At 57.4% G+C, this 23,777-nt stretch carries 19 protein-coding genes; 12 read left to right on the forward strand and 7 right to left on the reverse strand.

Annotated elements, in window-relative coordinates:
* Window positions 1-219 precede the first annotated feature (219 nt).
* Window positions 220-2,991: an isoleucine--tRNA ligase gene (gene ileS / locus G392_RS0106795; RefSeq protein ID WP_027009643.1), complete on the reverse strand. Its 2,772-nt coding sequence runs from the start codon at window positions 2,989-2,991 to the stop codon at window positions 220-222.
* 206 nt (window positions 2,992-3,197) lie between these two features.
* Here ileS and G392_RS14195 point away from each other — a divergent pair, with 206 nt between their 5' ends.
* The gene (locus G392_RS14195) at window positions 3,198-3,563 is read left to right on the forward strand and encodes an MliC family protein (protein WP_027009644.1); all 366 of its coding nucleotides are present in this window, start codon (window positions 3,198-3,200) and stop codon (window positions 3,561-3,563) included.
* Between the two features lie 62 nt (window positions 3,564-3,625).
* Here G392_RS14195 and G392_RS0106805 read toward each other — a convergent pair whose 3' ends face one another.
* Complete coding sequence (locus G392_RS0106805) at window positions 3,626-4,966, reverse strand: NCS2 family permease (protein WP_027009645.1); 1,341 nt, start codon at window positions 4,964-4,966, stop codon at window positions 3,626-3,628.
* Window positions 4,967-5,092: 126 nt separating this feature from the next.
* Window positions 5,093-5,722 carry a YdcF family protein gene (locus G392_RS12355; RefSeq protein ID WP_034334635.1) on the reverse strand — a complete coding sequence of 210 codons (630 nt, stop codon included), beginning with the start codon at window positions 5,720-5,722 and terminating at the stop codon, window positions 5,093-5,095.
* A 151-nt stretch (window positions 5,723-5,873) separates the two neighbouring features.
* Here G392_RS12355 and tsaA point away from each other — a divergent pair, with 151 nt between their 5' ends.
* From tsaA to virB11, 6 genes are all read left to right on the forward strand, one after another.
* Window positions 5,874-6,569 carry a tRNA (N6-threonylcarbamoyladenosine(37)-N6)-methyltransferase TrmO gene (gene tsaA / locus G392_RS12360; RefSeq protein WP_034334638.1) on the forward strand — a complete coding sequence of 232 codons (696 nt, stop codon included), beginning with the start codon at window positions 5,874-5,876 and terminating at the stop codon, window positions 6,567-6,569.
* A gap of 57 nt (window positions 6,570-6,626) precedes the next feature.
* The gene (locus G392_RS0106820; RefSeq protein WP_027009646.1) at window positions 6,627-8,429 is read left to right on the forward strand and encodes a DUF294 nucleotidyltransferase-like domain-containing protein; all 1,803 of its coding nucleotides are present in this window, start codon (window positions 6,627-6,629) and stop codon (window positions 8,427-8,429) included.
* Window positions 8,430-8,442: 13 nt separating this feature from the next.
* Window positions 8,443-9,045 carry a 3'-5' exonuclease gene (locus G392_RS0106825; protein ID WP_027009647.1) on the forward strand — a complete coding sequence of 201 codons (603 nt, stop codon included), beginning with the start codon at window positions 8,443-8,445 and terminating at the stop codon, window positions 9,043-9,045.
* 102 nt (window positions 9,046-9,147) lie between these two features.
* Window positions 9,148-9,354 (forward strand): hypothetical protein, encoded by a 207-nt coding sequence (locus G392_RS0106830; protein WP_034334642.1) that lies wholly within the window; start codon window positions 9,148-9,150, stop codon window positions 9,352-9,354.
* Window positions 9,355-9,369: 15 nt separating this feature from the next.
* Window positions 9,370-10,734: a bifunctional UDP-N-acetylglucosamine diphosphorylase/glucosamine-1-phosphate N-acetyltransferase GlmU gene (gene glmU / locus G392_RS0106835; RefSeq protein ID WP_027009649.1), complete on the forward strand. Its 1,365-nt coding sequence runs from the start codon at window positions 9,370-9,372 to the stop codon at window positions 10,732-10,734.
* 89 nt (window positions 10,735-10,823) lie between these two features.
* Window positions 10,824-11,849 (forward strand): P-type DNA transfer ATPase VirB11, encoded by a 1,026-nt coding sequence (gene virB11 / locus G392_RS0106840; RefSeq protein WP_027009650.1) that lies wholly within the window; start codon window positions 10,824-10,826, stop codon window positions 11,847-11,849.
* Window positions 11,850-11,898: 49 nt separating this feature from the next.
* On the opposite strand, the gene G392_RS0106845 is transcribed toward virB11, so the two are convergent.
* The 4 genes from G392_RS0106845 to G392_RS0106860 all read right to left on the reverse strand — a co-directional run bounded on the left by G392_RS0106845 (window position 11,899) and on the right by G392_RS0106860 (window position 17,413).
* Window positions 11,899-14,028: an AAA family ATPase gene (locus G392_RS0106845; protein ID WP_027009651.1), complete on the reverse strand. Its 2,130-nt coding sequence runs from the start codon at window positions 14,026-14,028 to the stop codon at window positions 11,899-11,901.
* Window positions 14,029-14,039: 11 nt separating this feature from the next.
* Window positions 14,040-14,660: a peptide chain release factor H gene (prfH, locus tag G392_RS0106850; RefSeq protein WP_027009652.1), complete on the reverse strand. Its 621-nt coding sequence runs from the start codon at window positions 14,658-14,660 to the stop codon at window positions 14,040-14,042.
* The gene (locus G392_RS0106855; RefSeq protein ID WP_027009653.1) at window positions 14,653-15,729 is read right to left on the reverse strand and encodes an RNA ligase RtcB family protein; all 1,077 of its coding nucleotides are present in this window, start codon (window positions 15,727-15,729) and stop codon (window positions 14,653-14,655) included. The genes prfH and G392_RS0106855 overlap by 8 nt, the downstream gene beginning before the upstream one ends.
* Before the next feature lie 280 nt (window positions 15,730-16,009).
* Window positions 16,010-17,413 carry a surface lipoprotein assembly modifier gene (locus G392_RS0106860; protein WP_027009654.1) on the reverse strand — a complete coding sequence of 468 codons (1,404 nt, stop codon included), beginning with the start codon at window positions 17,411-17,413 and terminating at the stop codon, window positions 16,010-16,012.
* 142 nt (window positions 17,414-17,555) lie between these two features.
* Here G392_RS0106860 and G392_RS0106865 point away from each other — a divergent pair, with 142 nt between their 5' ends.
* The 5 genes from G392_RS0106865 to G392_RS13275 all read left to right on the forward strand — a co-directional run.
* Complete coding sequence (locus G392_RS0106865) at window positions 17,556-18,569, forward strand: Slam-dependent surface lipoprotein (RefSeq protein ID WP_034334646.1); 1,014 nt, start codon at window positions 17,556-17,558, stop codon at window positions 18,567-18,569.
* A gap of 17 nt (window positions 18,570-18,586) precedes the next feature.
* Window positions 18,587-21,196, forward strand: a complete 2,610-nt coding sequence (locus G392_RS0106870) for a TonB-dependent hemoglobin/transferrin/lactoferrin family receptor (protein WP_156900838.1) — start codon at window positions 18,587-18,589, stop codon at window positions 21,194-21,196.
* A gap of 21 nt (window positions 21,197-21,217) precedes the next feature.
* Window positions 21,218-21,802 (forward strand): biliverdin-producing heme oxygenase, encoded by a 585-nt coding sequence (locus G392_RS0106875; RefSeq protein ID WP_027009657.1) that lies wholly within the window; start codon window positions 21,218-21,220, stop codon window positions 21,800-21,802.
* Window positions 21,803-22,111: 309 nt separating this feature from the next.
* Window positions 22,112-23,389 carry a DUF2868 domain-containing protein gene (locus G392_RS0106880; protein WP_027009658.1) on the forward strand — a complete coding sequence of 426 codons (1,278 nt, stop codon included), beginning with the start codon at window positions 22,112-22,114 and terminating at the stop codon, window positions 23,387-23,389.
* A 201-nt stretch (window positions 23,390-23,590) separates the two neighbouring features.
* Window positions 23,591-23,777 (forward strand): transposase (locus G392_RS13275; protein WP_156900839.1); only part of this gene is annotated, 187 nt, incomplete at its 3' end.

Below are 23,777 nucleotides of genomic sequence, written 5' to 3' on the forward strand. Positions count from 1 at the left end.
AAATGACGGTACGAAGGTTTTTCGGTCAATTGATGACACACCCGAGAACACATCATCATTTCACTGAAAAAACAGCACCGTTTCATAACGGTGCTGTTTTTTAGTCGCTTGTCAGCGATGGAGCGATGGTTGGTGTGATTTATTTTTCATACAAGGCAGCGAGCCGCAGTACAAAAGTACGGCAAGGCGAACCAACACAGTATGAACATTAAAAAAACATCAACTATAGTCGCGCTGCTCGCCCTGTCCGCCGATATTGTCGGCGCAACGTCCGCACACGCCGTCTGCGCCCATCTCATCAACATAATGCCAGCAGCGCGGACATTTTTGCGCGGTGCTGGGCGACACCGCCGCCGCCAGTTCCGCGCCTTCACGCAGTGCCACTTTGGACACCAGCAGCACGAAACGCAGTTCCGCGCCCAAAGTTTCCAAAGCGGCAAAATGGCTTTCCGGCGCGGTCAGCACCACGTCTGCCTGCAAGGACGAACCGATGGTTTTGTCGGCACGCAAAGGCTCAATCGCCGCATTCACCACCGCACGAGCTTCCCTTACAACCGCCCATTTGTTCAACAACTCGGTTTCGCTCGCTGCAGGCATGGACGGAAAGTCATGCCAAGTATGGTACAACACACTGTCTTCCGAACCGCCGCCAATCAACTCCCACGCCTCTTCTGCAGTGAAGCACAGAATCGGCGACATCAGCAGCACCAAACTGCGGGTGATGTGGTACAGGGCAGTCTGTGCGGAACGCCGTGCATGGCCATCTGTCTTGGTGGTGTACAAACGGTCTTTGAGAATGTCCAGATAGAACGCACCCAAGTCTTCAGAACAGAAATGCACGATGTCTTTCACCGCCAAGTGAAAGGCATAACGGGGATAGTATTCGCCCGCAACTTTTTCCTGCAACTTACGAGCCAGCACCAGCGCATAGCGGTCAATCTCCACCATGTCTGCTTGCGGTACGGCATGTTCCATCGGGTTGAAGTCCGTCAAGTTGGCAAACAGGAAGCTCAAGGTGTTACGGATACGGCGATAGGACTCTGTAACCCGTTTCAAAATCTCTTTGGAAATCGCCAATTCGCCTGAGTAATCGGTCGCTGCCGTCCACAGGCGCAGAATGTCCGCACCAAACTCGTTGTACACTTCTTGCGGAGCAACCACATTGCCAACGGATTTGGACATCTTACGTCCGTTCTGGTCCACCACAAAACCGTGCGTCAGCAATTGCTTATAGGGTGCGCGTCCCAAAGTCGCGCAGCCCGTCAGCATGGACGATTGGAACCAACCGCGATGCTGGTCGCTGCCTTCCAGATACAAATCCGCAGGCCATGCCAGCTCGTTACGTTGCTTCAACACGGAAAAATGCGTGCTGCCTGAATCAAACCATACGTCCATCGTATCGGGCAGTTTGTCGTATTGGTCGCAGTCTTCAGGAGAAAGCAGTTCCGATTTATCCATTTCAAACCAGGCATTGATGCCACCTTGCTCAATTCTTTGCGCCACTTGTTCCAAAAGGGAGGCAGAATCAGGGTGCAACTCACCCGTTTCCTTGTGCGCGAAGAAGGTCATCGGTGTGCCCCAATAACGTTGGCGCGACACCACCCAGTCGGGACGGTCTTCAATCATAGCTTGTAAACGGGCGCGTCCCCACGCAGGGAAGAACTCCGTATCGTCCACCGCTTTCAAAGCGGTGTTCCGTAAAGTCTGTCCTTTTGCACCCGCTTTGTCCATGCCGATAAACCATTGGGGCGTAGCACGGTAAATCAGGGGCGTTTTATGCCGCCAGCAGTGTGCATAGCTGTGCTCAATTTTATTCTCGCACAGCAGAAGTCCGTTTTCAGCCAGCCACGAGATGATGACAGGATTGGCTTCCCATACATTCATACCTGCGACACGCTCCACAGACGGGAAATAATGCCCTTTGGCATCAACAGGGTTAATCAGTTTGATACCGTATTGCAGACATACAAAGTAGTCTTCCAAACCGTGTGCGGGCGCGGTATGAACCAAGCCCGTACCGGCATCGGTGGTAACATGGTCGCCGTTCAAAACAGGAATATCACGCTCCAAAAACGGGTGTTTCAACAGCAGGTTTTCCAGTTTTGCTCCATTGGTTTCAGCCAGCACAGGACTGCCTGAACAACCGTAGCGTTCCAATACGCTTTCCGCCAAGTCTTTTGCCACAATCAGCAGACCTCTATTGGTATCAACCAATTGATACACAATATCCGCACCAACGGAAACCGCTTGGCTGGCAGGCAATGTCCAAGGCGTAGTCGTCCAAATCACGGCAAAGGCTTCACCTGTGATTTCAGGCAGCCCGAATGCTTTTGCCAATGCACCCATATCTTGAACGGGATAAGCCACATCAATGGCATGCGACACCTTATCTTTGTATTCTACTTCCGCTTCTGCAAGAGAAGAGGCGCAGTCCAAGCAGTATTGCACGGGTTTCTCCCCGCGATACAGGTAACCTGCCTTATAGATTTCACCTAATGTGCGTACGGTGTCGGCTTCGGTTTGATAGTCCATTGTGAGATAGGGCTTATCCCAGTCGCCAATGACGCCCAAACGGATAAAGTCCTGCTTCTGACGGGCGATTTGTTCGGATGCATATTCGCGGCACAGTTCACGGAACTTCGCTGCGGGCATATCTTTACCGTGCAGTTTTTCCACCATCACTTCAATGGGAAGTCCGTGGCAGTCCCAACCCGGAACGTAAGGCGCATCAAAACCTGCCAAGGTTTTGCTGCGGATAATGATGTCTTTCAAAATTTTATTGACGGCGTGTCCGATATGGATGTCGCCATTGGCATAGGGCGGGCCGTCATGCAAGATGAATTTGGGACGTCCGGCGGCTTTTTGGCGCAGTTTTTGATAGCGTTGCTGTTGCTGCCATTGCGCCACCCATGCGGGTTCGCGTTTGGCGAGGTTGCCGCGCATGGGGAAGGGCGATTCGAAAAGATTGACGGTGGCGCTGTGGTCGGTCATGGTGTGCTTCCGTGTAAAGAATGTAAATCAAAAATACGCCCTTGGCGGTGCAAGGCGGGCGGTAGCTGAATTTTAACAATTATTTGGGTTTGCCGAAAGACGGTGCGGCGGCGCGGGCGCGGGTAAATTGCGGTTAATGCGCGTTACAAAACGGCGCGTGGTGATTAATATGGCATCTTTTCGTACTGCATATAAGGAAACGACAGATGAATAAATGGATTGTGGCAAGCCTTGCCGCCGTTTGTGCTGCGGGCGCGTTCGCCGCACCGACAGGCAACACCGGCAGCCGTCCCGTCAATATGCCCGACGAGCATTACGCCTGCCGCACCGGTCAGGGCGTTACCGTGCGCTATTTGGGCAACAGCCGCATCGCCTTGTCGCTGAACACCGACCGCAACGCCCGCGCCGTGTTGAAACAAACCCGTGCCGCTTCGGGCGAATTGTACACGGCAGGCAAAGGCTTGTACGGCAAAGCCACCGAATGGCATCAGAAAAACGGCGAAGCGGTATTCGAATTCCGCGACCGCTACGGCAACAAAACCGCTACCGTTTGCCGCAAAAAACGCCGTTGATGCCGTTGCATCAAAACGACCGTTTCCTTGAAAGGGAACGGTCGTTTTTGCGGGCGTCCGGCTTACGCGCCCAAAAACCAGAACTTCGCCGCCCAACACAGGGCGACAATCCACACCATCACCGGCACGTCGCGCTGCCGTCCGCACAGAAGCTTAATCACCGCGTAGCTGATGAAGCCCATGGCAATGCCGTCCGCAATCGAATAGGTAAACGGCATGAACGCCATGGTTAAGAATGCGGGCGCGGCTTCGGTGATGTCGTCCCAATCGATTTCGGTGGCGGAACGCAGCATTTGCACGCCGATGTACAGCAGCGCGGGCGCGGTGGCAAAGCCGGGTACGAGTTTTGCCAAAGGCGAAAACCACAAACACGCCAGCATCAACACGCCCACCGTTACCGCCGTCAAGCCCGTGCGCCCGCCCGCCGCCACGCCCGATGCGCTTTCGATGTAGGGCGTGGTGGACGACGTTCCCAGTGCCGCACCTGCAACAATTGCGGTCGAATCGGCAAACAGGGCTTTTTTCAAACGCGGCAGCTTGCCGTTTTCCAGTAGCCCCGCACGGTGCGACACCCCCACCAGCGTGCCGGTGCTGTCGAACAAATCCACCAGAAAAAACACAAACACCACCGCCAGCAGACTGCCGTTGAGCAAGCCCGAAAAATCCATCTGCAAAAAGGTCGGTGCCAAAGAAGGCGGCGGCGCGACAATGCCTTCATACTGCGTCAGCCCCAAGCCCAGTGCCGCCAGCGTGACCGCGCCGATGCCGATAATCATCGCCCCGCGCACCTTGAAATAATCCAGCGCAATCGTTACAAACAAGCCCAGCAGTGCCAACAGCACCGGCCAGTTCGGCGATTTTGCGCCGTTTTCGCCCAAAACGTAAAGCTGCCCCATTTTCACAAACGTGGCTTCGCTGGCAACGATGATGCCCGCGTTTTTCAGCGCAATCAATGCCAAAAACAAGCCGATGCCCGCCGCAATCGCCATTTTCAAGCCCATCGGCAGGGCATTGACCAGCAGCTCGCGGATTTTGAAAAAGCTGAACAGAATAAAAATAATGCCCGACACGAACACCGCCGCCAGTGCCGTCTGCCACGACACCCCCATGCCCAGCACCACCGAAAAGGTGAAATAAGCGTTCAAGCCCATGCCCGGCGCCAGCGCAATCGGGTAATTGGCAAGCAGCCCCATCACAAAGCAGCCGATGGCGGCGGAAATGCAGGTGGCAACGAATACCGCGCCGAAGTCCATGCCCGTGTTCGACAAAATCAGGGGATTGACCACCACGATGTAGCACATGGTCAGAAAGGTGGTCAAGCCCGCCATCAGCTCGGTGCGGACGTTGGTGCGGTTTTTTTCCAATCGGAACAGGCGTTCCGGCAGTGATGCGGGGTGCGGCATGAGCAAATCCGTAAAAGAAAAACGGGGCGGATTATAGCAATGTTTTGTGCCGTGCAAGCGCAAGGACGGGGGCAAAAACGCAAAAACGGCATCAGAATGCCGTTGTTGTTTGCGCTGCATCAAAAATCAGTCCTGCCCGCCGCGCAGCCACTTTGCCAACTGCCACAGCCGGAACAGGCACAAATACACGGTTTCGCGGACAAAAAAGTCGTTTGCCTTGCTGCTGTCGGCGTAGCGGCTGGGGGGGGGGGCGGAATATTCGGCGCTGATGCCCAAGTCTTGCGCCATCGCCCGCGCCCGTGCCATGTGGGCGGGGTCGCTGATGATGATGACGCTGCCGATTTTGTGGCGGCGCATCAGGGCGCGGGTGTTTTTCAGGTTTTCGTAGGTGCTGGTGGAGGCGTGTTCGGTGAGGATGTCGCGCTCGGACACGCCGTGCTTTATGGCAAAGCGTTTGCCCACTTCGGCTTCGGTGGGGTAGCCTTTTTTCGGCGTGCCGCCGGTGAAAATCAGTTTGCCGACCGTGCCGTTGCGGTACAGGTCGATGCCGTGCGCAATGCGTTCGCGGAACACGGGCGAGGGTTTGTTGCCCCACGCCGCCGCGCCCAACACCACCGCCGCATCGGCTTTGGCAGACGGGTGGGCAATCAGGCGGGCATCGCGGCGCACCTGCCACATGCTCACGCACGCCAGCAGCACCACAAACACCACAGCCAGTAAGGAAACCAGCAAAAACAAGTCGAAAATTTTTCTCATAAAGAACGGCCTGCCGCATACGGAATCACCCGCAACCGTAAACCGCAATCGCACCTGTGATTAAGTGAAGCGCCTATTTTAACCGTGATTTCGCATTTGCGGTAAATAAGTTGGGTATAATCGCGTTTCCGTTTTGTCCGCTACGCTCCGCATGAATGCCCACACAATCACGCCCATTGCCCGCGTCCGTTCGCCCTATACGCAGAAATTCGGCATTCCGCGCCAGCCGCAGCTTGTGCCTGCGGCGTGGACGGACATTGTGTTGGAAGCGGATTTTCCACCGGAGTGCGTACGCGGTTTACAACACTTCGGCTGCATTTGGGTGCAGTTTCTGTTTCACGAGGCGGTGGCGGAAGGCTGGTCGCCCACCGTGCGCCCGCCGCGTTTGGGCGGAAAGACGAAAATGGGCGTGTTTGCCACGCGCAGCCCGCACCGTCCCAACCATTTGGGCTTGTCGCTGCTCACGCTCGAGCGCATCGGCAGCGAAAACGGGCGCGTGGTGCTGCATTGCGGCGGTGCGGATTTGCTGGACGGCACGCCCGTGTTCGACATCAAACCCTATTTGCCCTTTGTCGAAGCCCGTGCCGGTGCTGCCGCCGGTTTCGCGCCCGCCGCGCCGCCGTGTTTGCCCGTGATATGGACGCCCCAAGCCGAGCCGCCGCCCGAGCCCGTGCGCGCCCTTATCGAGCAGAGCCTTGCCCAAGACCCCCGCCCCGCCTACCACCGCAATCCCGACCGCCTTTATGCCGCGCGTATTGCCGGTTGGGAAATCCGTTTTTACGTCCGCAACCGCAGCGTGCTGGTCGAATCCGCCAAACTGATGCCTGCCATACAAAAAACCGATTAGTCCCCGCCGCCCGATTGCCCGACAATACCGCATCGTTTTCCCTTGCGAGTACGGATTATGCAAGCCTTTGATTTCAGCCATGCCCCCTTCAGCTACCTGAGTCCGCAAGAGCGCGTCCGCATACAAAAATCGGTCAATATCGCCTACTACAAAAACCACGAAACCATCATCGCCGCCCACACCCCCATCGAATACCTGTATGTCGTCATCAAAGGCTTGGTGCGCGAAACCGGCAGCGAAGGCGAAATCCTGTCCCTCTGCCATCCGGGAGACGCCTTTGAAGCACGCGGACTGATTGAAGGCGCGTGCGAACACCCCTTTGTTGCCGAAGAACAAACACTGGTGTACACCATTCCCAAAGCCGTCGTGCAGGAAATCATCGCTTCCAACCCGCGTTTTGGCGCATACTGCTACGCCAGCGTAGCCGACAAATTCGCCAGCCTTGCCCAAATCAAAAACGAAAGCGAATTCGAAAGCCTGTTTACCGCCAAAGTGCGTGATGCCTACCACAACAACCCCACATGGCTGGACGGCAGCGCCACCGTGCTGACCGCCGCCCAAACCATGAAACAGCGCAAAACCAAATCCCTGCTGGTTCGGCACGAAGGCAGAATCGGCGTACTGACCGAATCATTTTTCCGCGACCTGCTCATCAACGGCATGCCTGCCGACACCCGTATCGGCGACGTTGCCACCTACACACTCATCAGCGCCGACATCGACGACTTCGTTTTCACTGCCCTGCTCACCATGATGCGCCACCACATTCAAAGGGTGGTGGTAACCGAAAACGGCACGCCCGTAGGCACGCTGGAACAAATCGACGTATTGGCATACTTCTCCAACCACAGCCACCTGATTGCCCAAAGGCTTGACCGCGCCGCCGACATCGACGAACTGGTGGACTTGGCGGCACAAATGACCCGCTCCATTCAGCTATTGCGCAACAACGGCGTACGCGCCCCGCAACTGGCGCAACTGATGCAGGTGCTCAACACGGGACTGTTTGAAAAAGTATGGCGCATTCTCGCCCCCGCCGACCTTTACCAAAACGCCTGCCTGATTGTCATGGGCTCGGAAGGGCGCGGCGAACAAATTCTCAAAACCGACCAAGACAACGCCCTGATTATCCGCCGTCCCGAAGACGCCGACATCGCCCGCGAAACCGCCGAACGCTTTTCCGCCACCCTGACCCGCTTGGGTTATCCGCCCTGCGCGGGCAACATCATGGTCAGCAACCCCGAATGGCGCAAACCGCTCAACGAATTTAAAAACATGGTGTTGGGCTGGTGCCGTTCGCCCTCGCCCGCCGCCATGATGAATCTGGCGATTTTCATCGATGCCAAAGTGGTGGCGGGCGATGCGTCCATGCTGGCGGAAGTCAAAGACCACCTGTACCGCCACATGATGAACGATGCGGGCATGCTGATGACCTTTGCCCGCGCAGTGGAGCAGTTCGACAGCCACAGCCACGGTTTTTTCGCCCAACTGCTGCACCGCCAACCCGAACGGCTCGATGTGAAAAAAATGGGACAATTCCCCATCGTACACGGCATTCGCGCCTTGAGCCTGCAAGCACGTTTGGAAGAAACCAACACCTTCGAGCGCATTCAAAAACTGGTGCAGGCAGGCGTGTTAAACGAAGGCTTGGGGCGCGACATCGCCGAAGCCTTGAGCTATCTGATGGATTTGCGCCTGAAAGCGAATTTGGCGATTTTGGCGGGGCAAACCGACCACCAGCCCAACCAGTTGGATTTCAAAGATTTGTCCACGCTGGAGCGCGACCTGCTCAAAGACGCGCTGGCGGTGGTCAAACGCTTCAAGGGCGTGATTCGCCACCACTTTCATTTGAATGCCTGACGGAGCGGAAACAATGTTGCAAAAATTGGTGCGCCGTTGGCAGCGCAAAAGGCTTTCCGACCCGCAATATGCGTTTTTGTATGACGAACACCCCGATGAGTTGGTGAGCATCGATTGCGAAACAACGGGCTTGGAGGTGAAAGATGCGGAAATCGTGTCCATCGGTGCGGTGAAGATTCGCGGCAATCAGGTGCTGACCAGCGAGTCGTTTTATGTGTTGGTCAAGCCCGAAGGCGAGATGGCGGCGGAAAACATCAGCGTGCACGGTTTACGTCCGCAGGATTTGTCGGCGGGCATGGGGGTGGAGGAGGCGTTGCGGCAGTTGTTGGACTTTATCGGCGGCAGACCTTTGGTGGGCTATTTTTTGGAATACGATGTGGCGATGCTGAATAAGTTTCTCAAGCCCTTAATCGGGGTGAAGCTGCCCAACCGCCAAATGGACATTTCTTCGATTTATTACCGTCAGGAGATGAAAAATCTGCAGGACGGTTTTGTGGATTTGCGTTTGGAGGCGATTAACAAGAAGCTGCGTTTGCCCGAAACGGTGCGTCATGACGCGCTGAACGATGCGGTGCATGCGGCGGTGGTGTATTTGTGGCTGAAAGGCAGGGGCTGAATGCGACAGCCCCTGCCGTTTGCGCGATAAAATTCTGCCTGTTTGCGGCGAAACCCTTTACAATACGCGCCGGCGTGTTGCCACAAAAATGAAGGAATACGGATGAAAACGGCATTGGTTTTGTTTGGTGCGCTGGCGTTGGGCGCATGCACTTGGGAAACGTATCGCGATGCGGGCGGGCAGACGCGCATGCGTCCGAAATATCCTGCCGGAAGCGGGGTGTTTTATTCGGAAGGCGCGGCTTCGCAAAATCCGCATTATCACGGCTTGCGCCCCCAACCGCACGTTCTTCCCCCCAATCAGCAATAATCAGGAAGCAATATGATGGAACTGCACATTGTCATTTTGGCTGCGGGCAAAGGCACGCGCATGTATTCGGCACTGCCCAAAGTGCTGCACCGCATCGGCGGCAAGGCGATGTTGGCGCGTGTGGTGGAAACCGCGCAATCCCTGCAACCGCAAGGGATTCATGTGGTGGTCGGACACGGCAAGGACGCGGTATTGGCACAATTGGGGCATTATCCGGTCAATTGGGTGGCACAAACCGAGCAGCTCGGCACGGGACACGCGCTCAAAACCGCCCTGCCGCATCTGCCGCCGCACGGACGCACTTTGGTGCTGTACGGCGACGTTCCCCTGATTGATGCGGACACCCTGCGCGGTTTGCTGGCGGCGGCGGGCGAAGGCGTGGCGCTGCTGACCGATGTGGCGGACAACCCGCACGGCTACGGGCGCATCATCCGCGCTGCGGACGGCACGGTTGCCGCCATTGTGGAAGAAAAAGACGCCGATGCCGCCCAAAAAGCCATCAAAGAAATCAACACGGGCATATTCGTTTTGCCCAACACCCACTTGTCGGCATGGCTGGGCGCACTGCAAAGCAACAACGCGCAAGGCGAATATTATCTGACCGACGTGGTTTCGCTCGCCCGCGCAAGCGGCGTGGCGGTCAGCCCCGTTGCGGTACGCGCCGCACACTTGGCGGCGGGCGTGAACAACAAAAACCAACTGGCGGCGCTGGAGCGCGTGTACCAGCACGAACAGGCGCAAGCCCTGATGACGGCGGGGCTGACCCTGCGCGACCCGTCCCGCTTCGACTTGCGCGGCACGCTCGCGCACGGCCGTGATGTCGCCGTCGATGTCAATTGCGTGTTTGAAGGCGAATGCGTGCTGGGCGACAACGTATCGGTGGGCGCAAATTGCGTACTCATCAACGCCAACATCGGCGCGGGAACGGTCATCGCCCCGTTCAGCCACTTGGAAAACTGCACGGTGGGCGCGGGGGCGCACATCGGGCCTTATGCGCGTTTGCGCCCGAAAGCCGTGTTGGACGACGGCGTACACATCGGCAACTTTGTCGAAGTGAAAAACAGCCGCATCGGGCGCGGCAGCAAAGCCAACCACCTGAGCTACATCGGCGACGCGCAAATCGGCGAACGCAGCAACATCGGTGCCGGCACGATTACCTGCAATTATGACGGCGTAAACAAACACAAAACCGTCATCGGCGACGAAGTGCGGGTCGGGTCGGGTACGATGATTGTCGCGCCGGTGGAAATCCAAGACCGCGCCACCACCGGCGCAGGCAGCGTGATTACCAAAACCTGCCCCGCAAACAAGCTCACACTCGGACGCGCCCGCCAGCAAACCATCGAACATTGGGTGCGCCCCGAGAAAACGGACAAATAAACGGCAGATGCTGTTTCCCGTCTCCGTACGGTGCGGCTGCCGTACCGTACGGACATCAAATATCCCCCATACCCGCATCAAGCCAAACCATGGACGAAACTGCCGCCCTGTCCGGAATCTCCGCCGAGTTTCTGGATTATCAATATGAAATACTGGGTATTTCCACTTTTTTACAGCATCCGGACGTAACGGAAATCTGCATCAACCGCCCCGGAGAGGTATTTTTGGAAACCCCCTACGGCTGGCAGCAGGTTTCCGTGGCTTCCCTGACATTTGAGCGTGCCAGACAATTTTGCACATCGGTGGTCAATGAAAGCCATACCGGTCAGCGCATTACCGAAACCGAGCCGATGGTTTCTCTCACCTTTCCCACAGGTCAAAGGGCGCAATTTGTCATTCCGCCCGCCTGTGATGCGGGCAAGGTTTCGATTACCATCCGTTTGCCGTCCAAACACACCAAAACTTTGTCGCAATATGCTCAGGACGGTTTTTTCCAACACATTTTGGAACATACCGCAGCACCTGCAGCCCATGACCAGGAATTGGCACATTTGAAACAGCAGGGACACTACGAAATGTTTTTTCAAAAAGCCGTTGCCTATCGGAAAAACATTGTGGTTTCGGGCGCGACGGGGAGCGGTAAAACCACATTTATGAAGGCATTGGTCAATCATGTTCCCCACAATGAACGGTTAATCAGCATTGAAGATGCTCGCGAATTGTTTATTCCCCATCCGAATGTCGTCCACTTGCTGTATTCCAAAGGCGGACAGGGGCGTGCCAACATTTCTGCCAAAACCTGCATGGAAGCCTGTTTGCGCATGAAGCCCGACCGCATCATTCTTGCCGAACTGCGCGGAGACGAATCATTTTACTTCATCCGCAATTGTGCTTCGGGACATCCCGGTTCGATTACCAGTTGCCATGCCGGCAGCACTGCCCAAACATGGGACCAACTGGCACTGATGGTTAAAGCGTCCCCCGAAGGAAGCGGTTTGGAATTTGAAACCATTAAAAAGCTGTTAAAACAAACCATTGATATTGTCGTTCATTTAAAAGCACATGCCGGCAGACGTTATATTACCGGCATTGAATTTGGTACGCCGTACCAATAGGCGACCAGCCGGCATACCGACCTTTCCCTGCGGACAGGTCGGTATGTTGTCAGACGAATCCGAATGTGCCTTTCGCCCCTTCTTTCAGCGAGCATTCGTGCTTGAGTGCGGTCAGCAGGGCGGCGGCATCGGCAAGCGGCAGCACCTTTGCCTGCTTGGCAACGGCGGCAAAATCGCCCAACGCCAACTGCTTCAAACACAGCAATTCCGCTTTCACCACCGCATCGCCGGCATCGGGCAAGCCCAATTGGCGGCAATGGCTTTGAAACACGTCCCACGCCTGCTCGGGCTTCAGATAATCAAACTCGATTTTGAAATCGAAACGGCGCAAAGCCGCTTGGTCGAGGTTTTTCATCAGATTGGTGCTGGCAACGAAAATCCCGCCAAAGGCTTCCATTTGCGTCAGCATTTCGTTTACTTGGGTTACTTCCCAGTTTTGTCGTGCTTGGCGGCGGTCCTGCAAAAAGCCGTCCACTTCGTCAAACACCAGCACCGCATCGTTTTCCTTTGCCTGTTCGAACGCGGCGGCAATCAGTTGCTCGGTTTCGCCGACGTATTTCGACAGCAAATCGGAGCTGCGCTTGTACAGCAGCGATTTGCCCGCGCATTCCGCCAGCCATGAAGCAAACGCACTTTTGCCCGTGCCGGGCGCGCCGTACAGGCATAAGGTGCCGCGCCCTGCGGCAGCAATGCCCGCCGAGAGCTTTTGCAAATCCTGTTTGCAGTTAATCCACGCGGGGTTATACACTTCGGGCAATTTGGCACGGCTGTTGAGTGCGTGAAAATGTCCTTGTGCTTTCAGGGTGTTGTGCAGCAGTTTTTGCAGCAGCTCGCTTTTGGGTTCGGGCTGCCAGCCTGCCGCCGCGCTTTCGGTAACGCGGTGCGCCTGTTGCAGCAGTGCGGGCACGATGGCGTCGTTTTCCGCTAAAGTGCGGATTTGCGGCGCGGGCAGGTAGCCGCCCGCCAAGCCGCGAATCATTTCGGCGCGTACCGGTACGGGCGGGGCTTTCATTTCCACCACCATGTCGAAACGGCGCACGGCAGACGGGTCAATCAGGTGGACGTTGTTGCAAATCCACACGGTCGGCACGGGGTTGTTTTCCAACATGCGGTTGAGCCATGCTTTGTTCAGGCTGAAATCGGATTGCCCACGGTCGAACAGGTCTTCCACTTCGTCAAACATCAGCATGATTTTTTGTCCGGCGAAGATGTTTTGCGCCATGCGCAGGGCGTTGATGCGGCTGTTGCGGTTGTGCGGACGGTTGTCTTCGTCCGCCCATGCGATTTCAAACAGCTCCACACCCGTCTGTTGTGCCAATACGCGGGTAAATTCGGTTTTGCCCGTGCCCGCGCTGCCGTAAATCAAGATGTTGCAGCCTTTTTGTTTGTCGGCAAAGGCGCGGCGCAGGTGGGCGGGCGCGGCTTGCGCCAACACGCCCAAGTGTTTGAAGTTGTCGGCTTCGAGCTTGGTTTGCGGGGCGGAGGTGATGTGTTCTTTCAGTACTTCGGCGGGGCTTAAGGGCTCTTCTGCCATTTGGGTGGCAAATTGGCGCGAGAGCAGGTCGATTTTGCTGCGCAGGGTGTAGGTTTCGCTGCGGTCGAGGCTCAATACGCCGGTGGTGTTGAGTTTGCCGCGCGAGTGCAGGGCTTGGGCGATGTCGTTTTCGGGGGTGTCCAGCAGTTTGGAGAGGGCGTTGCAGGTGTCGTTGTCGTCCAATTCGCCCAGCAGGGCGCACAGGCGTACCAAGTCGGGGGTGGTGTAGAGCATGATGACGAAGGTGAGTACCCGCGATTCGGTTTCGCTAAAGTCGAACATTTCCGTCCATTGGGCAACGTTGTGGCGCAGGACGGGCGGTACGCCTTCGCGCCACAAGATGTCGAAGTCGTATTCTTGGGCGGCTTGGTAGTGCAGGCGGATGTGGCGGCGGGCGGCAACGGGGTCGAAGGCTTCGTGGTGGTCGAACCATTCGTCTGCGCCAATCAGTTCGGCGATGGGGGTGTGGCGGAAGCCGTCGCTGTCGATGAAGTTGTTTTGTCCGTCCAGTGCGTAGAGTATCTGCCATGCCCAGTGCAGCAGCAGTTGCCGTGCGGCGTTGCTTTCGGTCAGGGGCGGGGCGTCGGCGCAGGGCTGGTCGGTGCGGGGGGCAATCAGGTTTTTGATTTTGTCGGATAAGCTCATGTTTGTTCCTTTTACTTTGCGGTAAACGGGTTGCCGTAACAGACGCGCACGGGGTTGCCGCGTTCGAGCTGATGACGTTGGCGGTGGGTGTGGCGGTCGGCTTGTTGTTGTGCGTGCCGGCGCAGGTGTGCCAGTTTGTCTGCCAACAGGCGTTTTGCCTGTTGTTTGTTGGCGTGCTGGCTGCGGCGGTTTTGCACTTTGACCGCCACGCCGGTGGGGGTGTGGACGGCACGGACGGCGCTGTCGGTTTTATTGACGTGTTGTCCGCCGTTGCCGCTTGCGCGGCAGGTGTGAAAGCGCACTTCGCCCGCCGTGTCGGGCAGGACGGCTTCGGGCAGCAGCGATACGCCGACAAACCAGTTTTTGCGCGGGTGCTGCAAACGCAGGGGGCTGCGGCACACCCATTGCCAACTGCCCGTCCAGTTTTGTGCGGCGCGTGCCGCACCTGTGCCACGCACGGTCAAAACGGCAGACAAGATGCCGTGCCGGCAGGGGGTTTGGTCGGCGTATTCGGCAGACAAGCCCGCTTGTGCGGCTTCGCGCAGCAGGGTTTGGCAGACGAAGCGGGCAAACAGGCGGCATTCGGCAGGGCCTTGCGCCGCAGACACCAGCAATGAGACGGTTTCAGTCATGGCACGCTCCTGCGGTTTTGTAGGTGAGAACGGGTTTGAGCCGTGCCACCGCCGTTGCCAAACCCGCCTGTTCCAAAGCGGCAACGGTGTCGGCAACGGATTTGTAGGCTTGCGGGGCTTCTTCGTAGAGCAGGGCTTTGTCGGCGCAGACCACCACGCTGCCCAAAGCGGTTTTGCGGAAGCTGTCGGCGGGGTATTTGCGCGACAAGCGTCCTTTGCATTCGCCGCGCTGCCATTTGCGCCCCGCGCCGTGCGCCAGAGAATCCAGCGCGAAACCGGTATTTTCGGCGGGCATGAGCAGGTAGCTGTAATCGCCGCGCGAGCCGGGCAGCACCGTCAAGCCCCGATTGGCAGGGCTTGCGCCTTTGCGGTGCAGCCAGCCCGTTTCGCCCGCGTATTCGGCGCGTTGCAGAAAATTGTGCGGCAAATCCAGCAGACAAGTGCCTTCGCTGCGCCAACGCGCCAGCATGCGGGCGGCGATGGCGGCGCGGTTGCGGCGGGCGAAATCCAGCGCGTGGTCGTGTTTTGCCAGATAATCCGCCGCTTCAGGGCTGTTTTCCGCCAAACCTTGATGCCCGAAACGTTCGACATGTTCGCGCAAAATCTGCCCGCCCAAGCCGCGTGAGCCGCTATGCACCAGCAACAGCAGGTGTTTGCCGTGCCAATCGGGAGGCAGCAGTTCGGCGCGGTAGATTTGGTCGGGGCATTGCAGCTCGGCAAAGTGGTTGCCGCCGCCGATGGTTGCCGGCACGTCGCCCGCTTCGGGGGCGTCGATGCTGCCCAGTTGTTTGACCAATTTGGCGGGCGGTGTGCGGCGCGCGCACAAGCCGGTTTGCCACAAACCCATGCCGCAGCCGATGTCGCCGCCAATCAGGGCGGGATAAAACACGCCGGTGCTGAAAAACGCCGCACCGACCGGATAGCCGCGTCCGGGCTGCAAATCGGGCATGCCCGCCACGCGGCGCATGCCGTTCAGGGTGGCGGTGTGCCGCAACTGCACGACTGCCGCGCCTTCAATCCATGTATTTTGATTTTGAATGATGATGGTGTTTTCGTAATGGTTGCCCATAATCGTGTGCTTTCCTTGTGCCGTCAAAAGGCACAAAAAGTGCGCCGAATCTGTATGTCAGATGCGGCAGTAGGAAGGAAGCAGCCCGATTACGGTTCAAGCGGACAAGGGTGAACGTTCAGAGCTTCGGGCTGCAAAGAAAAAACGCTGTGGCAATCATCATTTGAATGTCCTTTCTTTGCAGGGTTGAAAAACGAAGCTGCGATTATGCCGAAAAACACGGCGGCAAACAAGGTATTTGTGCGTTTGTCCTGCCAAGCGGGACAAATTGCGACAGTGGCTAAAAATCCGCCGCCACGCCGATGCCCGCATCATGGCGGCGGCGTTCTGCCCAAGGCTGCGGGCTGCGGGTGCGGCTGTAGCGGTAGTGCAGCATCGGTTGCCAGCCCCGCCATTGCAGCTTGCGGTGGGCGATGCCCGCGCCGAAAGCGTATTCGCGGTTGCGTTGCGGCTGCGTGTCGAATGCGGCAATGCCGCGATAACGCCGCACACCGTAATCCAGCGACAACTGCGTGTGCAAGCCGTTGCGCCAAGATTGCGTCCAGCCCGCACCGATGCCGTGAAACACAAATGCCGCATTGTTTTGCGCCGTGCCGATGCGTTCCCGCGCCGGTTGGAAGCGCACGGCGCGGTAGCTGCCGAACACGGCGGTATGCGTGCCGAAGTGTTTGCCCAACACCAGCGTTGCCGCATCTTGCGTGCCGTTCAGACGGCGGGCGTGCGCCGCTTCGCGGTAACGGCTGAAACGGCGTTCCACCGTCAGGCGCGCGCTGCTGCTTGGTGTCAGCCGTTCGTGCCAATGCACTGCCATGCCCGCATCGTGGCGGTAGGCATAGGGCAGGGTACGCTGCGGGCGCGGCGCATCAAAAGACGCGTTGCCCGCCAAATGTGCTTGGTAAAACGGCAGCCATGCCCATTCGCGCCGCGCATCGCGGTATTGCCAGCCCAAATCGGCACGGGCGGCGGCTTCGTTGTGGTCCTTGTGTCCGAAATAAAACGTCCCGCCCTGATGCAGCCGCAGCAGCACGCCGTGTTTGCCGCGCAGGGGCAGGCGTTTTTCCGCGCCCAGCGCATAGGCGGCGCCGTAAGCGCGTTGGGCGCGGGTGCGGGTGCAGTACGCATCTTTGATGCAGTGCGGCGGCGGGGCTTGATTGACGTTGTGGTCGTACACGGGGCGGAATGTCGCGGCAAAACGCCATTGTTTTTGGCGGTCGATGGCGCGGCGGAACACGTTGATGTTGTCGCGCACGGCGGCGGGCAAGCCGCTTTGTGCCGATACGGCGGCAAATTCGGCGTCCGCTTCGCGGATTTTGCCGTTTTCAAACAGCACCGCCGCCAAGTCCAAACGGTCGCGCACGGCATCGGGATAAGCGGCGGGCAAACGGCGGTATGCCTGTTCGGCTTCGTCCAAACGTTTGTTCAGGCGCAGTTGCACGGCATCTGCCCGCAGCAGCAAGACGGGGTCGGGCGAAGCGGTGCGGCGGTAGGAGTCGGCAAGCGATGCCAGCAGTCGGGCATCGCCGCCGTCCAATGCACGGTACAGCAGGTTTTCCAACAGCGCAGGTTGTTGCATCAGTGCCGCATCGTCCCACACGCCTTGCGGCGGCGGTGAAGCGGCGGCGGCGGCACAGCAGCCGAAAAATACGATGGTTTGCCAAGCGGTTCTCAACATCAGATGGGGCATGGTCGATTATTTTATTGATAATGGGAATCATATCATTTATTATCGCTCATTCATATGATTGACGGCAGGCGTGTTCTGTGCAAGGCAGGTGCAGTGTCTTGAAGCGTTGCGGAATGCGCTTGTTCTGTTGGAAGGAATTTTGATGAAAGTGATTTGTGCGGCTGTGGCGGCAGTCTTTTTGTTGGGCGGCTGCTTGGGCAGCAATTTGGGCGAGCCGGTTTCGCCCGTTCCCATTCCCCTGCTCGAGCCTGTGCGCGACAATCCCCCCGTTGATGCCGAAGCCGCACCGCGCATGCAAACGCTGCGTACGGCAGGCAATGTCGGCGGCACGGTCGAAACCGTGCGCACCACCCGCAACGTCAATGGCTTGAGCATCACCGAACCCGAGCTGGTGTACCGCCATCGGGACGGCACCGTGTACCGCTTCAATGCCTTTAGCGACCCGATTGTGCCGTCATACGGCAGCCCGTCTTGGCAATTCATCACCAAACAGCCCGGACAAGACAGCCGGCACGGCAAGCTGTTTGCGTGCTGTACCCGTTCGGCGCAATTCGGTTACGCGCCCGCCACCAAGCTGCAACACGTCCGCTTCGGCGCATGGCAGAAAAACGGCATGGCAGAGCTGTTTGTCGGCGGCAAAACCGCCGATGCGGCACTGATGCCGGGCGGCAGCCACGATGCGGTACGCAACACCAAAGGCAAAGCCACATATGAAGTTTGGGCATTGCGCGTGAAAGACGGCGCATTCGTTACATCGTCCTATACGCCCAAAGCACTGGGCTTTAACAACAAAGGCGAACCCGTACTGTCGCTGTTTACCGCCAACTTCAACACCGGCAAACTCGGCGGCACCATCATCGGCAACCAAGATTTCGGTGCCGACGTGGTGCTGCAAGATGTGGACATTCACGGCAACGCCTTTTCCGGCACTGCCCAATCGGGCGGGCGGCAAGGCTTGGTGGACGGACGCTTTTTCGGCGAACCGCGCACCTACGGCGACGGTGAGAACAAACGCATCACCGGCCCTGCCACCGACGAAATCGGCGGCAAAATCGTGTTTGACGGGCACCGCCACCTCGATACCGTATTCGGCGGCAAACGCACCAACGAACAATACAACGACACCTCCACCGATTTGACCCCGCTCAATCCGTAATTTTTCAGGGGAACACCATGTCCGGCAACAAACACCACCGCATCCGCCGCAAAATCGGCAAAACGCCCGGCACCGCCGCCGCCAAAATCCGCAACAAATCCGCCGCCCCCCTGCGCGGACGCACCCCCCCGCGCCCTGCCGCAGAACCGTCCGTGCCGGCACCCGCAACGCAGCCCGTGTACCGCCCTGCCGCACCCCTTGCCCGCACCGCCTGCCGTGCGGACAAAACAACATGGGGCGTTGCCGCCGTATTGCCCACCCTGCTGCTGGTGCCTACCGCCCCCGCATGGTCGGCAAACGAAAGCGAAGGGCAAACCCTGCACCAAATCGAAGCAGTCGGACGGCGCGACCGCAGCCAAAAGCTCGGCGAAACCCGCCAAAGACGCAAAGCATTGGACGAACAAATGGTGCAGGACGAATACGACCTCACCCGCTACGAAACCGGTGTCAGCGTGGTCGAAGGCGGACGCGCCGGCAGCAACGGCTTTGCCATTCGCGGCGTCGACAAAGACCGCGTCGCCATCAACGTAGACGGCTTGGCACAAGCCGAAAGCCGCTCCTCCGAAGCCTTCCAAGAACTGTTCGGCGCATACGGTAATTACAACGCCAACCGCAACACCTCCGAAATCGAAAACTTCTCCGAAATCACCGTCAGCAAAGGCGCAGACTCACTCAAATCGGGCAGTGGCGCACTCGGCGGCGCGGTCAATTACAAAACCAAATCCGCCGAAGACTACGTCCACGAAGACAAACCCTACCACATCGGCGCGAAAGCGGGCTACCTGAGCCGCAACCGCCAACGCTTCTCCAGCATCACACTGGCAGGCAAACTCGGCGGCTGGGAAACCTTGGTGGTGCATACCCGCCGGCAAGGCGCGGCCACCAAAAACCGTGCCGAAAATACTTCCTACCTTGCCAAAGGCGGCTCTGCCGTTGCCGACTTTAGCGGCTTGGGCAGCAAATACATCAACAACGAAGCAGTGGGCATCGTCCGCACCCTGCCCGACCCGCAAGTATGGGAAAGCCAAGCCACCCTGCTCAAAACCGGCTACCACATCACCCCCAACAACTACATCGGCGGCGTATTTGAAGAATCCCGCCTCGAACGGATTACCGAAGAACTTTCCAACCTGTGGCAGCCCAGCGTCAGCAACGCAGACGAACCTGTTGGCGACGTGCGCCGCCGCAACGACCTGAGCTACCGCCGCAGAGTGGGTTTCGAATACCGCAGCCTGCTGGAAAAAGGCCCTTGGGACAAACTCAAATTCAACTGGGACAAACAGCGCATCACCATGTCCACATGGACATGGGACCTGCCTGCCAGCTACACCCGTCGCGGCTACAATGCCGAAGCCTACCACATGTACCGCCAAATCCACCAAACCACCCGCCAAGCAAGCCTGCAAGCCGACAAAACCTTCGCCTTCGACAAACTCGGCTGGCAGCTTCAATACGGCGCGGGCAGCATGAGCAACGACAACGACAACGACAACATCAGCTATTTCGTACGGGCGTTTTACCCGGGCTACGCCACCTCCAACCGCAACGACGACATCTTTCTCATCAAAACCCGCTCGAAAAACCGCCACGCCTACCTGAACAACATCTTCAACATCGGCGCGCGCCGACAACTGCGCCTGACGCTCGGCTTCCGCCACGACCGCAGCACCAGCCACGCCAAAACCGACAACAACTACGGCCCTGCGGTACAAACCTTATTACCGGGCTTGGGCAGCAGCATCACCCGCAAAGGCAACAGCTATTCGCTGGGCGCGGATTGGCGCCCCACCGCCAACCTGACCCTGATGGCAAAAGCCTCCAACGGCTTCCGCGCCCCTACCAGCGACGAACTGTGGCTGCTGTTTCCTCACCCCGATTTCTACCTGAAAGCCAACCCGCAACTCAAAAGCGAAACCGCCCGCAACATCGAATTGGGCATCTCCCTGCACGGACGCGCCGGCTCGGCAACCTTGTCGGGCTTCCACACCCGCTACCGCAATTTCATCGAGCTGGCGTATTTGGGACAGGGCGTCATGCCTTTTTCACGGGGGTCGTTCCCCTCCACCGTATGGCAAAACCAAAACCGCGCCGCCGCCTACGTGCGCGGCTTGGAGTGGAAAAGCCGTTGGCAACTGGACAGCATCGGCATGCCCAAAGGTTTGCACACGGGCTTAACCGCCACCTACACAAGCGGCAAAGCCCAAGCGGCAAACGGACAACACTATCCCATCAACACATTGGCACCATGGTCGGCAGTATGGAGCATCGGCTACGACGCACCGTCCAAAAAATGGGGCATCGGTGTCCACCTCAGCCACACGGCGCGTAAAAAACCGCAAGACACCGTCCGCAGCAACGATGATTTGAACAAACCTTGGCCGTTTGCCAAACACAGCAAAGCCTACACACTGGCAGACTTGAGTGCCTACCGCCATTTCGGGCAACACATCACCCTGCGTGCCGCCGTCAACAATCTGACCAATAAAAAATACTACACTTGGGACGCCCTGCGCAGCATTCGCGAATTTGGTACGGTAAACCGTGTCGATAACAAAACCCATGCCGGCATCGAACGTTTTACTTCGCCCGGACGCAATTTCAACCTGACTTTTGAAGCACGTTTTTAAATCACCCACAAGGAGCCTCTCATGTCCGAACAGACTTTTGCCGAATACCTGAAAGCCAACAGCCGCGCCACCCACGACAGCGTGGACAAGATGGTGATGTCGTGCCAACCGTTCGACAATGCTGAAAACTATGCCCGCTTTTTACAATTGCAGGCAGTATTTCACAAAGTTGTTGATGCGGTGTACCACGACCCCGAATTAAACCGCCGCATTCCCGATTTGGCATCATTGGCGCGTTATGATGCGGTGATGCAGGATTTGCAAGACTTGAATGCCCAAGAAGCACAGTTGGACATTGCCCTGCCGCATTTGGAAGGCGCGGAAGCCATCGGTTGGCTGTATTGCGCCGAAGGCTCCAACATCGGTGCGGCATTTTTGTTTAAAGACGCACAAGAAAAGCTCGGATTCGGAGCGGAACACGGCGCACGCCACTTGGCACCCCACGCAGACGGGCGCGGCAAACACTGGCGTGAATTTGTCGGACATTTAAACGGCTTAAACGTAGGCGATGAGGAGCGCGAAGATGCCCTGCGCGGTGCTTTAAACGCCTTTGCCTTCTACAAGGTATTGTTGAAAAAGATTTTTAGCAATCATTCCTTTGCCTGATGCTGCGGCAAACGGGGCAGACGGTAAAACTTACCCTGCCCCGCATCTTTTTTACTTCAAACCGTTTCACGTGAAACATTAAAATTTTCCCAAAAAATCACAATTAAATACATATTGTTATGTTTGTTGAAAATTTGGGCGCAAAATTGGCAAAGCCATCATTGCCGTCCGGAGCGCTGCTTGTGCAAAAATAGACGGCACTGTGGCTTTTCCGTCAACGGCTTTGCGGCGGAATGATGATAAGCTCCCAAGCACGGCAAACATATCTGTTAAAATAGTACCTGTTTTCAATATACAGCAGTATTTCCCATGCATCAGCTTGCCGAACTCGTACGTCTGCTCGAAACACGCGGACACACTTTTCCAACCGACCCGATTTTAATTACCGAACGTTTGCGCGGCGCATCGGACGGTTTTGTCGAACGCCTTTACCGCCGTGCCGAGCTCATTGACGCGGACGGTCATTTGGCACGGCAACTCGAACACCACCGCCAACGTGCCGTGTGGTTGTTGTCTGCTGCCACCGTGTTGTGGTTTGTGTGCGGATTTATCGGCACTTATACGCTGATGCACCAGCACAATTTGAATTTCCTGTTTGTTTTGGCGGGGATTTTGGGCATGAATACGCTGATGATGCTGTGGTGGCTGTTGAATCTGAAACGCCGCAATCCGCAAAGCGGTTGGCTGTTTCCCACGCTGCTGTTCGGACGGCAGCCCCAAGCCGTGCCGTCTGCTTTGGCGGAGCTGTATGCCCAAGCGGTGCGCCAACCCACATTTTTTTGGCAGGGCAGTGCGCTCAGCCACCGTTTGGCTTTGTCGGCATTGTGCGGTATGTTTGCCGCCGCGCTGCTGCTGCTGACGGTGCGCCAATACAGCTTCAATTGGGAAAGTACCCTGCTTGACGGCCGTTCTTTTGCGCGTGCGGTGAGCCTGTTGGGTTGGTTGCCGGCACAATTGGGCTTGTCTGTTCCCGATGCCGATGCCGTGTTTGCCAACCGTAACCGTGCCGATGCGGTTCACGCGGCGCGTTGGGGCGCACTGCTGTTGGGCAGCATTGCCTGTTACGGTATTGTGCCGCGCGTGCTTGCTTGGGGGGCGTGCCGTTGGCAGCAGCACCGTTCCACGCCCGCCATCGACCTGACTTTACCCTACTACCAAAGCATCATCGGGCAATGGCAGCGCCGCATCACCGACCACAGCCATGATTTTTGTGATGATGCGGTAGCGGTGCCTGCCGCTTCCGGCGCTTTGCCCGAACAATATTGGGCAGTGGCACTCGATGCGCCCGATGCGCCCGCCACTTGGTTTCAAAACGCCTGCAACCGTATTTGGCGCGACAAAGGCATGGTGAGCGAACGCGATGAGTTTCATCATTTTGTCGAACAACTGTCTCGCCAGAGCCAAAACATCATGCTGCTGACGGGCATTCGTGCGGCCACGGCCCCCGACCGCGGCACCGTCCGCCGCCTGACCACCCTTGCCGCGCACGCACATGGCGGATTTGCGGTACGCCTGATTGGTCGCGGTGGTGATACCGAGCAGCAATGGCTTGAAATTTGTCGCGAACACGGCTGGCACATTATTTAGGGCGTGTCATCAATTGACCAAAAAATCTCTGCACCGTCATTCTCGCGCAGGTGGGAATCCAACAATAAACTCAAACAAACCTTGAAAAAACATTGCTTATAGGTCATCGCGCAGTGGATTCCCACCTGCACGGGAATGACGGATTTTTTATATTTCACTAGGGCGTGTCATCAATTACCCAATACCCTATAATCCCAAGCCATGAATACAACCAAAAGATACGCACTGACAGACAGCCAATGGGAACGGATAAAAGACCTGCTGCCCGGCAGGTCAGGCAGCGTCGGCGTTACAGCCAAAGACAACAGATTGTTTGTAGATGCGGTATTGTACAGATACCGGTCAGGAATACCGTGGCGGGACTTGCCCGAGCGCTTCGGTGATTTCC

The sequence above is a fragment of the Conchiformibius kuhniae DSM 17694 genome, from assembly GCF_000428785.1.
Taxonomy (GTDB): Bacteria; Pseudomonadota; Gammaproteobacteria; order Burkholderiales; family Neisseriaceae; genus Conchiformibius; species Conchiformibius kuhniae.